The sequence below is a fragment of the Saccharopolyspora taberi genome (genome assembly GCF_039534165.1).
In the GTDB taxonomy this organism is placed as follows: Bacteria; Actinomycetota; Actinomycetes; order Mycobacteriales; family Pseudonocardiaceae; genus Saccharopolyspora_D; species Saccharopolyspora_D taberi.
In genome coordinates this window covers 389,620-403,034 of record NZ_BAAAUX010000019.1, presented here as the reverse complement: position 1 = coordinate 403,034, position 13,415 = coordinate 389,620, and the positions used below count along the sequence as shown (strand labels likewise).

Below are 13,415 nucleotides of genomic sequence, written 5' to 3'. Positions count from 1 at the left end.
GGCGTGGCCATCCGGCCCCGCGCCGACGAGCACTGTAGCGAGAGACCCCTTCCGTGCCCGCCGCCTCGATGCTCGTGCGCGCGGTCGCCAGGGAGCAGGCCGAGTTTGATCGTGACGCCCGCGAAGCCGCCGACCTGGCCGCGCGGATCGTCAAGCGCCCCACAGCGTCACTCGTCTCCGGAGACCTCTCCCGGCTCTCCCACGCCGTGGCCGAGCTCGTCCGCCGCCACACCCGGATCCAGGCCAGCACCGAAGCGGTGACGCTGATGGCCGCCGAGCCCACCACCGACCGCACGACCCAGTAAGACCCCCGGACCTGGCACCGCCTGACCGGCCAGCACCCGACCGGTGGCCGGCGCCGTCCGCCGCCCACCGGGCGGGTGCCGTGCGACGTCAAACACCTCGGTGCGGTCTGGTCAGCGTTCGTCGAGGACGAGTTCCGTAGTGGTTGCACAACACCGGTCGACTCCCCGCCTGACAGGTGCCTGCGGTGGTGTGTCCTTGATTCCAGTCGTCAGCCGAGGAACCTGCTCCGCCCCAAGGCTATTCGTCGCTCTGTATTACGAAAACTTCACCAGTCTTGCGTGAACATCCCCGCGTGCGCGGGGCCGACCTCTCCGACGTGCGATACCCGTCGCTGTCCGGACTTCCTCCGCGCCGGTTCCGTTGAAGTCGCCTCCACAGATCCCCGGAACGCTGTCTCGGTGAAACACCCGCAGCAGTTGCGTTGCATCGCTTTGACCCCAGGCTTGATCGAACGGCGATAACTGCACTGAACCGACCCGCAACCGACGGCCGTCGACTTCGAATACCGCGGCCACGGCGCAATGGCCACATACCGGCCAACTCGCGCTCCAAACGCTGCAGCGTGCCGCTGACGGGCCGGATCTTTGCGCAGTCACGCCACAGCACCGCGGTGTGGTGGATGATCCCACCGACCGCGACCGCGGGCTGTCCGTCGATCTCACAGCAGCGGTCCACCGCCTGGGCCAGCCTGCGCACGCCCACCGTCGCTGCGGGAAACGTCGCCGCCCGGTTCTCTCCGTCCGCGATGATCTCCTGAACCGCGATCAGATCCGGATCACGGTCCCGGATCAGCGCTTCGATCCCCGCGAACCGCTTCTGAGCCTGCTCACCGTCGCTGCCGTACAGATTCAGCGCGTTCACCGACATCACCGTGATCACGGAAACACCTTCTCCTTCATCGAGATCAGGACATGGCCAGAACACGAAACGTAGCCCGGGGGCGCCTCATGGAACTCGCCATCAGGGGACGGCGGATGCAGGATCCAATGGCGTTGATGCGGCCGATGTGGGTGTGCCAACTTGATGGATGATGTTGGTTGTCGAGTTGGTCAGTCAGCGGCTGGCGCGGGCTGTGCCTGGTAATGGTCGGCCGTGGCGATAGTCAACACGAGGAGGGCCATGGCAGCGGTGATGGCCCATCCGGCGAAGCTCGTGGCCCAGCCCAGAGGCACGGCTGCGACTGCTCCGAGCAGGCGTTCGGTGGTGCGGCCGGTGCCGAGCAGGGCCCGGTAGGCGGCGTGTCCGAGCAGGAAGATCGCGGTTCCGCAGCCGAGCCACCAGGAGTTGGTGTGATGACCGAAGTGGTGGATGGCATCGGTGATGCCTGCGGCGATGAGGACGATGCCGATCACCATGACCAGGTGGCCGAGGCCGAAGGGGTAGATGGCCAGGAGTTCGCGGCGACGTTCGGGTGAGCTTTCCAGGGCGGTCGCCGCTCGGACGTCGTCGCCGTCGAAGTAGATCCACCAGATGCCGGCGGCCACGGCGAGGCCCAGGACGACGCCGAGGGCCAGGGTGGGGCCTGCTACGGGGCCTTGGGCGCCGATGCCGATGGCGACGATGGATTCGCCGATCACGAGGATGACGATGAGTCCGTGCCGTTCGACGAAGTGGTGCGGTTCGATGACGAAACCGCGGATGCCTCCGAGCATCGGCGAGAGGAAGAACAGGAGCAGGACAGCGGCGGCCCAGCAGAACCAGGTGAGGGCCTCGGGAAGGTACGGGGCGATGAGGATGAGGATTCCCGCGCAGGCGTTGAAGGGCGCGGTTCGCAGGATGGCGGTTCTCGCGGATGCCCGGTCGGCGGTCAGGAACAGCAGGCAGTGGATGGCGACGGCCGCCAGGTAGGCGAGGGGGAAGGCAAGGCCGTCGGTGTCGAAGACGAAGGGCAGGTCCAGGCCCATGATGAAGAACGCCATCATGGCCAGGATCAGCAGGAGGCGGATCACTGTGGCATCGGGGCGGACCGCGTTGGTGAGCCAGCTGAAGCCGAGGAACATCCACCACACCACGGTCAGGGGCAGCAGCGCGTGCAGGAGGCCTTCCCAGCCGGGGTGGGACTCAATGTGGTGGGTGACCTGGGTGATGACGAAGACGAAGACGAGGTCGAAGAACAGCTCGATCGTCGTCACCCGGCCGGTTGCCGCTCGGGTATGCAGCCTGCGCCGGCGGGGTGCGTGCGGACTCATGCGTGGTGATCCCTCGTGATGTCGATGACTTCCGCATGGAACGGATGGGCGGAGAGGCGGAGAGGCGCGCTGCAGCGCGGTGGAGACCGGTTCGCGTGATTGTGGCGCATGCGCCGCGCCTTTTGCGGAAGCACCACTTCACGTGCCGTGGGATCGGCTGTCCTGGTCGGCAGGTGCAGCAGGGGAGGAGATGACTGGGCTGAAGCGTGCTCAGGCGGTGACTCCGACGATGGACTTGGTTTCCAGGTATTCGCCGATCCCGAAGTCGGCCCATTCACGGCCGTTTCCGGACTGTTTGTAGCCGCCCCAGGAGGTGTTGAAGTCGAAGTCGGCGTCGTTGATCAGGACGTAGCCGGTGCGCATCCGCTCGGCGACGGCACGGGCCCGCAGCGAGTCAGCGCCGGTGACATATCCGCACAGCCCGTACGGGGAGTCGTTGGCGGCGGAGATGGCGTCCTCGACACTGTCGTAGGCGATGACGGACATGACGGGGCCGAAGATCTCTTCGCGGGCGATGGTCATGTTGTTGGTGACGTCGGCGAAGACGGTGGGCTTGACGAAATGCCCGCCACGCAGTGTGTCGGGGAGGTCGGGCTTGCCCGGGCCTCCGGTGACGAGCCGGGCGCCCTCGTCGATGCCCTTGTGGATGTAGCCCTGGACGGTGTCCCACTGGTCGGCCGAGACGACGGGACCCACGAAGGTGTCCGGCGCGTGGGGGTCCCCGACTTTCAGTGATTGGACCCTGGTGGTGAGGGCGGTCAGGAATTCGTCCAGGCGCTCGCGGGGAACCAGGGTGCGCGACGCCGCGCCGCATGTCTGCCCGCTGTTGCCCAGGGCGTAAAGGACGGCCGTGTTCACGGCGGTGTCCAGGTCTGCGTCGGGCAGCACGATCTGCGGGGATTTGCCGCCGAGTTCGGTGACGAGCCGCTTGGCTGTGGGGGCCACGCTGACCGAGACGGGTCCCGAGCCCGTGAAGGAGATCATGTCGACCTCTGGGTGCGCGTTCAGTACGTCTCCGACGGCCGAGCCGCGGATCATGACGAGGTTGAACACCCCGGGCGGGATACCGGCTGCGTCCAGGACTTCTGCCAGCACGACTGCGGAGTAGGGGCTTAGCTGTGCCGGCTTGAGAACGGTGGTGCACCCGGCAGCGAGGGCGGAGGCGACTTTGCCAGCGGGTTGGAGGGCGGGGTAGTTCCATGGGGTGATCAGCGCGCACACCCCGATCGGCTCGCGCCTGACCCATGTCCTTCCGCGCTCCTCGACGAGTTTCATGTTGCGCAGCGCCTGTGCGGCGTTATGGAACTGCGACTGGGTGGAGGGGACGTGCAGGGTGCGGGAGAGGTTCAGCGGGGAGCCGAGTTCGGTGGTGACGGCCAGCGCCATGTCCTCGGCGCGGCGGGCGTACTCGGCGCCAATGGTCTCCAGGAGTTCGGTTCGCTCAGCGGGGGTGGTGGCGGCGAAAGCGGCGAACGCCGAGCGGGCGGCCGTGACCGCCCGGTCGACGTCGGCCCCGCCGTCGAGGGCGACCCGGCCGATCGGCCTGCCGCTGGCCGGGTCGGTCCGCTCCAGGACGGTTCGTTCGACCGGTGCGGTCCAGGTCCCGTCGATGTACAGGTTCTGCAGCTCACGCATGGGCGCCTGCCTTGCTTCGCTACTCGGGTGAGGGCGCCGGACGGCGGTGACGCCGCCGTCCGGCGGGTGGCCTGCACGTGACGGATGCAGGCCGGTGTGGTGCTGCCGGTCAGCTGTTCTGCGGCGTGAGAACGCCGCGGAAGCGCATCTTCCCGGAGGTGAGACGGTCGAAGGCGTCGGTGGCACGCGCGAGAGGGAAGGTCTCGGTGATCGGCTTGACCTTGCCCTTGGCCGCGAGGTCGAGGACCTCGCTGAGGTAGTGCTGGCCGCCGTGGGTGGAGCCGATGACCTGCTGGCGCATCATGTGGAACGGCACACCCTCGGAGGAGATGGAGAAGGGCCTGGTGAAGTCCAGACCGCTGAGGACGACGCGGCCATCCACCCGCAGGCCCGTCAGCGCTTCCTCTGCAGCGCCGAAGGCGTTGGTGGTGACCAGGAGGACGTCAGCGCCGCCGAGTTCGTTGAGCTCCTTGCCGTTGGCGACGACGTGGTCGGCGCCCAGCTGGACGGCCAGGTCGTGCTTGTCCGGCGAGTGGGTGATCGCGATGGTCTCGAAGCCGGACGCCTTGGACAGCTGCAGAGCCACGTGCCCCAGCCCGCCGATGCCCACAACGGCAATCTTTTCGTGCGGCTGCGGCGCCGCATCCCGCAGACCGCTCCAGGTGGTGTACCCGGCGCACATCATGGGCGCGGCATCCTCGTAGGCCAGGCCGTCGGGCAGCAGCACCGTCCCCTCGGCCGAGATGGCGATGTACTCCGCATGCCCGCCCTGCGCGGAGAACCCCGTCGTGCGGGCTCCGGCACAGTTCATCGCGGTCTGGCCGGTCAGAGGCCGGTTCTCACGGCAGTAGGCACAGCGGCCACAGGCGGACTGCACCCAGGTCGTCCCGACCCTGTCGCCGACCTGCCGCGTGTGCACTCCGGCACCCACCTCGACGACCTCACCGACCACCTCATGGCCCGGCGTCTGAGGGTAGATGTCCCCGCCGTAACCCTGCGTGGCCCATACGTCGGTGTAACACATGCCCGAGGCGTACACCTTCACCAGAACCTGCCCCGGCTCGGCCGTCGGGGTCGGGACGTCCCGGACCTCCCACAGCTGGTTGGCGCCGGTCATCACAACTGCCTTCATGATTCTGCTCCTTGCTTCGATGCGGCCCGCAAGCGGGATGCACGCGCGGGAAGGACGGAGGGAACTCACCCCATAGGTAACTATCTAGATAACTACACCGTAGTCCACCCCTGTTGGGCCGTCAATATCTAGGTAGTTACCCGTGCGTGAACTGCGAATCTAGGGGTGGGGCACCTGCTTGGGCCGTTGAGGCACCCCCACGGCCACCGCGTCACACGGACAGAGGGCGGATCGACAGGTGCGCCACCGGGGGATGGTGGGGCTTGAGCGGTAGATATCAGCGTAGGAGCCCCCGTGCGGCCCGCATCTTGGCCGGACCTGCAAGGGTGCGAAGCCTGCGGGCCAGGGGCCGGGACCGGACGGCGCGCACCCGTCAGCTGCCGGACAACCTTCGATTTCATCACTACCTGTATAGTTACGCCTGCTGACCATTACACTTCTCGCATGCCGCCGGATGCCACCGCCACCAAGAGACGACTGCTCGAAGCCGCCTACGACGAGTTCGCCCAGCATGGGCTCGCCGGCGCACGCGTGGACCGGATCGGCGAAACCGCACAGGTCAACAAGCGACTGATCTACGTCCACTTCGGCAACAAGGAGCAGCTCTTCGACCTCGTCGTCGCCAAGAGTCTGGCCGACCTCGCCGAGGCAGTCCCCTTCGACGCGGACGACCTCCCCCGCTACGCCGGCGACCTGTTCGACTACCTGCTGGCGCACCCCCAGGTACTCCGCCTGACCGGCTGGGCCCGGCTGGAACGCCCCGACCCCTCAGCGGCCGAGGTGGACGCCTACCGCCCCAAGATCGATGCCATCCTCACCGCCCAGCAGAGCGGAAAGGTCAACAAGGGCATCGCCCCCACGGACATCCTCGCCCTCCTGCTCGGGCTCACCACCGCCTGGGCCAGCGCCTCACCCGCCCTGCAGTCCCTGGCTCCCGAAGCCCCATGGTCCTTCGAGCGGCTGCGCCCTCACCGCGCCGCGATGATCGCTGCCGTGCAAGCCCTCATCGCCTCCTGAACCTGCTGTACAGGGGGATGCAGGCCCCCGGAGATCGCGCACGGACGTCATCAGACTGGACGTGCCGCACCAGCGCACGGAAAATGCAAGATCAAACTGCACACCGCAGGGCAGTGGTCGGGCACCCACCGGTCGTCCTCCGCGGCGGGCACTTCTACCTCCAGCCCCCGGATGTCCAACTGCCGCGATTGCTCGCCGAGCGCTTTCTCCGCGACGAGTTCTAGGAGCGCGTGCCGCAGGCGATCAGGGTGCTGATGTCCAGGTGAGCGATGTTGCGCTGTTCGAGCAGGGACAAGAACGCCTTGCGCACCGCGGGGATCGCGTCCGGCGCGAGGGCGGTCAGCGCGCCGCGAAAACCGCTGCCGAGTACGAAGTTCCACGCCCGGTCCGCGGTCAGGGGCACAGTCTGCTTCAAGGGGCGGACGGTGATGTCGCGCAGTTCCAGGGATTCCAGCCAGGAACGCATCGTCTCGGGTGTCGCGATGCGCAGGCTCGGCGCCTGGGCTCGGCTCGGCGGACCGGCCGGTTCGGTGCGGAAGGTGGCGACGGTGTCCATCAGTGCCTTGCCGAACTCCTCGACCGCGGGCCGCCACCACGCGCTGACGCCGAACCGGCCACCGCCGCGCAGGAGCCCGATCAGCCGCTTCACCGAGACGTCCATGTCCGGCAGGAAGAACACCCCGTAGCCGCACAGCACGAGGTCGTAGAGCTGATCTGGCTCCCAGGTGGTGACGTCGGCCCGGACGAAGTCCACAGTGGTCACGCCGTGGCGGTGTGCTCGCCTGCGGCCCAGGTCCAGCAACCCGTCGGCGAGGTCGATGGCGTCCACCTTTCCGCCCGGTGCCACCGCATGTCCGGCGGGCACGGCCGATGCGCCTGCTCCGCAGCAGGCATCGAGCACCCGTTCACCGGGCTCGGGCGAGGCGAGGATCACCAGAGCCTGCCCCATCGGATCCCACACCCAGGCCGAAGCGTCCTCGAACTCCGTCTGCGCCGCGCTGAACACCGCACCGAGGTCGCGCGCATCGTCGGCAATTCCCATGGCTGCCCCGCTTCCCGGATATCTGGATGAAACGAAAATCATTTCCAATGATAGGGGCGACGGCAACCCATGCCGGTGCGCATCGCACAGCCGGGCGGCGCGCTGGGAGCCGGGCGGCTGCGCTGCAGCAAGGGCGTGTCCACCTCGACGTGCCCGGAAGCGGATGTCGAGGATGACGGGGTGGAACCTACCCCGAGGACCCGTGCATGCCGCAGCGTGTGCGGGATGAAGTCGACACCGCGGCGACGGAGCGCCGCAACCCGACCCGTTCACGTAGCGGGTGGTGGGACGCGGTGTCGGCAGCGCCGCTGCCGTCGGTGTTTCTCGTATCGGGTGGTGGTTGCACCTGGCGGCTGAGCAGCAGTGTTGGACCACATGGATGTTCTGTCGTGGACCGCCGCGTTGGTTTGAACCGAGGCACTACGTCCGGATCGTGGTTCGAGGCAAGCCCGTGCGAACCCGTGGCTGCAAACAGTGTCGGGCACGACGCCACCGGGCCGTACGCCCGGTGGCGTCGTGAGGACGTGAGCGGTCAGAAAGGGTTCACGGGTGAAGGGCTTCGCGTAGGGCGCGTACCTGGTCCTCCAGGTTGCGCCGGCTGACGCGGGCCTTGGGGAACAGCAGGTCGAACCCGTGCACGGCGCCGGGGACCTGGATGAGTTCGGTGGTGACACCGGCCTCGCTGAGACGTTCGGCGTAGCGCCGGTCTTCGTCGCGCAGCGGGTCGGCCTCCGCCGCGACGACGAAGGCGGGAGGCAGGCCGCTGAGGTCGGTGGCATGTGCCGGGGATGCGTAGGGTGCGCGGCCTGCGGCGTAGTAGCGCCAGGCGACCTCGACCGCGCCTCGGTTGAGGACGGGGGTATCGGTGAACTCACGTACCGAGGAACTGGTCATGCTGCTGTCCAAGGCCGGGTAGAGCAGCAGCTGGAAGACCACCTTCGGCCCTCCCCGGTCGCGGGCGCGCAGGACCGTGGAGGCTGCGATGTTCCCGCCGGCGCTTACTCCTGCGACGGCGATGCGCTGCGGGTCGCCGCCGATGCGGTCTGCGTGTTCGGCCACCCATGTCAGGGCGGTGTAGGCGTCGTCGGCCGCGGCCGGGTAGGGGTGTTCTGGTGCGAGGCGGTAGTCGACGGAGACCACGACGGCGTCGGCGTCCAGGGCGTACCGCAGGGCGTGGTCCTCCTCGGCCTCGGGGGAGCCGTAGGTGAAGGCGCCGCCGTGCAAGTAGAGGATGACCGGCAGGTCGTGGTCGGTGGCAGGGCGGTAGACGCGCAGGCGCAGTTGGCCTCCGGGGCCGGGGATGAACACGTCGTTGACCTCCGCGCGCCCGTCGAAGGTCGTGTCGGGGCGTTCACGCAGCCGTGCGTACAGCTCGGAGGAGGACAGAACGGCATCCAGGCCGTAGAAGGGGAAGACGCCCGCGTCGGTGGTTTCGAGCAGCGACTGGATCTCGGCATCGACAGCTGGGACGGAGATGGTGGACATGAAGGGGACCGCGCCTTTCGGGTGTGGAGTGCGGAACTGACATCAGTCTCTTCCGCTCATGAACACCGCAAAAGTGGCCTGAGGGCCATCATGTGCAACTATTGGGCCATGGCCGTTGCAACTCCTCACCAAGTGGCGGTTCTCGCCCTCGCACCGGTGGTGGCCTTCGACCTCAGCATTCCGGCCCAGATGCTGGCCTCGGTCGAAACCCGCACGGGGAGCGCGGCCTACGAGGTGCGGACCGTCACGCCGGATGGCTCCGAGGTGCCGACAGTGAACGGGTACGGCGTCACGCCCCAAGGCGACCTAACCCTGCTGAAGCACGCTGACACCGTGATCGTTGCGGGCACCCGCTGCCCGGACGTGCTCGAGGACGGTGCGGTGGACTCCCGTATTGCGGAGGCGTTACGCGCGGCCCGGCGTCGCGCTCGGATGGTGTCCCTGTGCACCGGGGCGTTCGTTCTCGCCGCTGCCGGCTTGCTGGAGGGATGCAGGGCCGCGACACACTGGCGCTACGCGGAGCAGTTCAGACGGCTCTTCCCGGCGGTCGACCTTGACACCAACCCGCTGTACGTCACCGATCGCGGGGTCCTGACCTCGGCCGGCGGTGCGGCGGCCATCGACCTGTGCCTGCACCTGGTCCGGGAGGACCACGGCAGCTCTGTGGCGAATCGAGTGGCTCGGTACAACGTCGTCGCACCCATGAGGGATGGAGGCCAGGCGCAGTACATCGATCATCCGGTCCCGGAGGATGTGGGAACATCGACGGCCGGGGCGCGGACGCTGATGACGGAGCACTTGGACAGGCGGCTGTCCCTCAAGGACCTCGCGGCGCACAGCCGCATGAGCGTGCGGACGTTCACCAGGCGGTTCCGGCAGGAGACAGGTCTCTCCCCGGCTGAATGGCTGGCCTCCGCCCGCTTGAAACATGCTCGCTACCTGCTGGAATCGACAGAGCTGCCCGTGGATGACATCGCCGCCAGGACCGGTCTGGGAAGCGGCACGAACCTGCGGCAGCGCATGCGGGGCAGCTTGGACACCACCCCCTCCGCCTACCGGAGGGCATTTCGCTCGACCACCACGGCGTCCACGTGACCCGTCTCAGGCGCAACGAGGACAGACAGCAGTTCGCCAGCTCGGTCAGGACTCCAGTATGGCGCGGATGTTGTCGTGTTCCCGTTCGATGTAGCGGGCGTCGGCGTCGTAGATGCCGATGTGGTTCTGCACAGCGGGGTCGCCTTCGGCGGCGCGGTCGCGGATCCACTGCCGCATCTCGTCGAGTCGCCTGAGTACGAGTTCCGGGATCTGTGTGCGTTCTTCCAGTGGGGAGAGTTCGCAGATCCGTTGTAGGCGCGGCATCCGGTCGACGTCGTGGGACCAGCCGCCGTCGAAGTAGTTCTCGAGTGCCGACAGGGGCGCGAAGCGGTAGGCGAAGTAGGCCAGATCATCGACGCGTGCGCCGGGTCCCGCGTTGTCGAGGTCGATGACGCCCACCGGTCGCGTTCTGTCGAAGATGACGTTGTAGGGCGCGAGGTCGTAGTGGCAGATGACCTCCGGCCGGGCCCCTGGCCGCGCCGGGCGTTCCCATTGCAGGTCGGTGCGAGACAGCAGTCCGACCGTGGCGTCGTGGTAGCGGCGCAGCAGCAGGGTGCACGCTTCCGGCGCTTCGTCGCTGCGGACTTGTTGGTCATCGGGTACGCACCTGAGGTGCCGGGCAGGTAGGTCAGGATTTCCCGTCCGGCGTCGTCGTTTCCGAGAAACCGTGGCGTGTTCGGAAAGTTCTGCCTTTCGAGGTGTAGCAGCCGTTCGTGGACTGCGGTGCTCTGCCGGGCAGGGGCGCGTCGCACGGTCTGGCCGGTGCGGACGACTTCGGTGCTGTTGCCTCCGGTCAGCCGTTCTTCCACCATCCCACCATCACTTCGCAAGACGGGGAGCATGTCCGCACCACGGCGAGAAGCGTAGTGCCGTGGTCTCAAGGGCGGCGGGACAGCAGGCATCCAGCCAGCGCGGCGGCGAGACCGGCCAGCCCGGCCGCCGCGAAGCCGCCCGCTGGCGCCGAAACGTCGGTCGCCACCCCGACGATCGGGGAGCCGAGCGCGAAACCAGCGCTCATCTCCGAGGATTGCAGACCGGTTGTTTCACCCCGCACGCCGGCTGGTGCCAGCCGGCTCACCGCGTCGGCCACTGCGGAAAGGGTTGGGGCGGCGAGAAGTCCGGTGCCGACAACGGCCGCACACAGCCAGGGCCAGTCGTGGGCAAGGCCGGCGGGAATCGTCACGAGTCCGAGCAAGTCGAGCAGCAGCCACGTGGGCAGCGGCCGAGGTAGCGCGCCATAAATCAGGCCGCCGGCGACGGAGGCCACGCCGAGCACGGCTACGACGGCGACACAGGGAACCTGGCCTGCTTCTTCGAGCGTGGCGACGATGGCGAGGTCGACGCCGCTGAGCAGCGTCGTGGTGCCGAATGCCATCGTCGGCGCGGCGATCATGCCGGCGCCCAGCCACTCCCGGCGCGGAGGCCGTCCGGCCGCGCCGGTGTCCGCCTCGTCCTCGGCGTGCAGCGGCGGGTTGAGCAGAGCGATCCCGGCTCCGCCTGCCACGATCGCCGCGCCGACCCCACGCCACCACACCGGGCGACATCGTTGCCGCACAGAGGATCACCACCGCCGGGCCCACCATGTACGACAGCTCGCCCTGCACCGACTCGAGTGCGAACGCGGCCCGGCACTGCCTCGCCGTCGTCATCGTGGCGATCGCCTGCCTGGTCACCGGCTGGGCTGGCACATCAGCAGACTTGCCAGGAAGGCGGCGCCCAGGCCGACATGTGAGGTCAGCGAGACCGCCTCCGGTCTCGGCTCCGAACGGCCGGCCACCACGAGCACCGGGTGCGGCTCGTCTGCCCCGAGCGCTTCGCAGCGCACGTGCAGTCCTTCGGCCCGGGTCGCGGCTGCGGCCAGCTGCCCACTGGACATGCGTGCCAGGAGTGGAGCGAGCGGGCGCAACGTCTCCCGGGGAAAGCCTTCGATGTGCGACGCCACCGATTCGGCGTGGTTGCAGACCAGCGCGACTTCAGCGCCGGTCTGCCGGTGCAGCCAGCCGACAACCTTCCCCGCGTCCGGTCCGGCCCTGCGCGACGTCTGGCGCCGCACCTCGCGCGGCAATCCGTCCGAACCGCCGCCCCGCCACTGCGCCCCCTCAACGCCGTTCCCCTGTGCAGACATCTCGTTCTCTCCGGTCTGAGACATCCCTCGGATACCGATCACCCTTGCGTTCGGCCCAGAAGCGGTAAAGCGCCTGTTCGTGCGGAATTCGCCAGCGAGTCGAGAAAGGGCGTCGTCAGCCGCGTGCGAGCGCGGCGGTTGTGCCGGGGGTCGCCTCGTACTCCTCGACGGCGTGCGCGATCCAGCCCGCTGAGCGGGCGATGACGAAGACGGCTTCGCCCGCGCCGCGGGGCATCCCGTGCACGAAGCACATCGCGCCGAGTGCGAATTCGGCGTTCGGGGCGAGGTTGCGCCGGCTCCGCACGAGATCGACCACCGCACCGACGATGCACTGGCGGTCGTCGTCTCCGCCGCTGTCGGCCAGCAGCGCCATCATCGTCGCGGCGCGCGGGTCGGGACCCGGGTAGCGGGGCTGGCCGAAACCGGAGACCCGGTCGCCGCGCACCAGCCGGTCCGCCAGCACCCGGGGCACCTCGGTGACCGAGTCGATCTCCTCCAGCCAGGCCTGCACCGCCAGCGACGAGCCGCCGCCCAGCAGCAGGCCGCTGGCCACGCTGGTACCGGCCAGCACCACCGAGTAGGGGTCAGCTTCGCTGGCCGCCGCTTCCCGGGCGGCCCGGGTGGACGGACCCGGACCGTGCTCGGCGAGCAGGATCAGCGCACCGGAGAGCAACGACAGCTGCGCGGCGGACGGCTCGGCGTCGGAGAGCTTCGACCACAGCCGCGCAGCGAGGTCGTCACCGGTGCGCTGCTCGTCCACCGCCTTCGCACGGGTGGGCAGCGCCTCGACGAACGCCGGCGCCAGCGTGCGGGCGATGGAGATCACCGCCGAACGCGAGAGGTCGTAGCGGAACGGGTCCGACGATCCGAGCAGGACGGCCGCCGCCTTGAGCCGGTCCAGCGGCAGGCTGGCCGCGGGCATGGTGTCCTGCAGGCGGTGCAGCAGATCCCGGACCGGCTGCTCTGGCGGGCGGAGCCTGCTCGGGCCTGGTTCCCCCGTCCACAGCAGCTCGGCCACGGCGCCGTACGAGCTGGACCGGACCAGATCGGTCGCGTCCCGGCCGCGGTAGAGCAACCGGTTCCCGACGATCCCGCCGACCTCCGTGCTGGTGTCCGGCTCGGCACCGGTCGTGACCGGCTCCTCGACGATCCCCGCGCCGGCGGCCGGGCGGGCCCCGCGGCGGTGGGCGAACGCGTCGACCTCGGCCCGGGAGAGCCAGCTGCGCCGGTCCCCGGGCAGCCGCGTGCTCGCGAGCAGCCCCCGGCTGATGTAGGCGTAGACGGTCGCGGGCTTGACCCCCAGCGCGCGAGCCGCCTGCGACACCGACATCACGTCGTCCCGACGTTGCGCGGCGAGAGACATCGCCCTTCAACCTCCCTGCTCGACCG

13 protein-coding genes are annotated in these 13,415 nt (G+C 68.7%); 3 read left to right on the top strand and 10 right to left on the bottom strand.

The window, feature by feature from the left end:
- Window positions 1-53: 53 nt before the first annotated feature.
- The gene (locus ABD691_RS23550) at window positions 54-305 is read left to right on the top strand and encodes a hypothetical protein (RefSeq protein WP_344683146.1); all 252 of its coding nucleotides are present in this window, start codon (window positions 54-56) and stop codon (window positions 303-305) included.
- Between the two features lie 238 nt (window positions 306-543).
- On the opposite strand, the gene ABD691_RS23545 is transcribed toward ABD691_RS23550, so the two are convergent.
- The 4 genes from ABD691_RS23545 to ABD691_RS23530 form a co-directional block, all read right to left on the bottom strand.
- A complete protein-coding gene (locus ABD691_RS23545) occupies window positions 544-1,185 on the bottom strand; it encodes an endonuclease/exonuclease/phosphatase family protein (protein WP_344683144.1) in 642 nt (213 codons plus the stop codon).
- Window positions 1,186-1,355: 170 nt separating this feature from the next.
- Window positions 1,356-2,438: a low temperature requirement protein A gene (locus ABD691_RS23540; RefSeq protein WP_344683142.1), complete on the bottom strand. Its 1,083-nt coding sequence runs from the start codon at window positions 2,436-2,438 to the stop codon at window positions 1,356-1,358.
- A 267-nt stretch (window positions 2,439-2,705) separates the two neighbouring features.
- Window positions 2,706-4,130, bottom strand: coding sequence for an aldehyde dehydrogenase family protein (locus ABD691_RS23535; RefSeq protein ID WP_344683140.1), 1,425 nt, complete (start codon window positions 4,128-4,130; stop codon window positions 2,706-2,708).
- A 109-nt stretch (window positions 4,131-4,239) separates the two neighbouring features.
- On the bottom strand, window positions 4,240-5,262 hold the full coding sequence (locus ABD691_RS23530; RefSeq protein WP_344683138.1) for an alcohol dehydrogenase catalytic domain-containing protein: 1,023 nt from the start codon (window positions 5,260-5,262) through the stop codon (window positions 4,240-4,242).
- Window positions 5,263-5,706: 444 nt separating this feature from the next.
- On the opposite strand from ABD691_RS23530, the gene ABD691_RS23525 reads away from it, so the two are divergent.
- On the top strand, window positions 5,707-6,279 hold the full coding sequence (locus ABD691_RS23525) for a TetR/AcrR family transcriptional regulator (RefSeq protein ID WP_344683136.1): 573 nt from the start codon (window positions 5,707-5,709) through the stop codon (window positions 6,277-6,279).
- A 220-nt stretch (window positions 6,280-6,499) separates the two neighbouring features.
- On the opposite strand, the gene ABD691_RS23520 is transcribed toward ABD691_RS23525, so the two are convergent.
- Entirely contained in the window at window positions 6,500-7,321 is an 822-nt protein-coding gene (locus ABD691_RS23520) for a class I SAM-dependent methyltransferase (protein WP_344683133.1), read from the bottom strand.
- Between the two features lie 543 nt (window positions 7,322-7,864).
- A complete protein-coding gene (locus ABD691_RS23515; protein WP_344683131.1) occupies window positions 7,865-8,806 on the bottom strand; it encodes an alpha/beta hydrolase in 942 nt (313 codons plus the stop codon).
- Between the two features lie 108 nt (window positions 8,807-8,914).
- Between ABD691_RS23515 and ABD691_RS23510 the strand changes: the two genes are divergently transcribed.
- Window positions 8,915-9,901 (top strand): GlxA family transcriptional regulator, encoded by a 987-nt coding sequence (locus tag ABD691_RS23510; protein ID WP_344683129.1) that lies wholly within the window; start codon window positions 8,915-8,917, stop codon window positions 9,899-9,901.
- A 45-nt stretch (window positions 9,902-9,946) separates the two neighbouring features.
- Here ABD691_RS23510 and ABD691_RS23505 read toward each other — a convergent pair whose 3' ends face one another.
- From ABD691_RS23505 to ABD691_RS23490, 4 genes are all read right to left on the bottom strand, one after another.
- Complete coding sequence (locus tag ABD691_RS23505) at window positions 9,947-10,399, bottom strand: phosphotransferase (protein WP_344683510.1); 453 nt, start codon at window positions 10,397-10,399, stop codon at window positions 9,947-9,949.
- 379 nt (window positions 10,400-10,778) lie between these two features.
- Window positions 10,779-11,435: a hypothetical protein gene (locus tag ABD691_RS23500; protein ID WP_344683127.1), complete on the bottom strand. Its 657-nt coding sequence runs from the start codon at window positions 11,433-11,435 to the stop codon at window positions 10,779-10,781.
- 135 nt (window positions 11,436-11,570) lie between these two features.
- A complete protein-coding gene (locus ABD691_RS23495) occupies window positions 11,571-12,026 on the bottom strand; it encodes a hypothetical protein (protein WP_344683126.1) in 456 nt (151 codons plus the stop codon).
- Window positions 12,027-12,141: 115 nt separating this feature from the next.
- Entirely contained in the window at window positions 12,142-13,389 is a 1,248-nt protein-coding gene (locus ABD691_RS23490; RefSeq protein ID WP_344683125.1) for a citrate/2-methylcitrate synthase, read from the bottom strand.
- Between the last annotated feature and the right edge of the window lie 26 nt (window positions 13,390-13,415).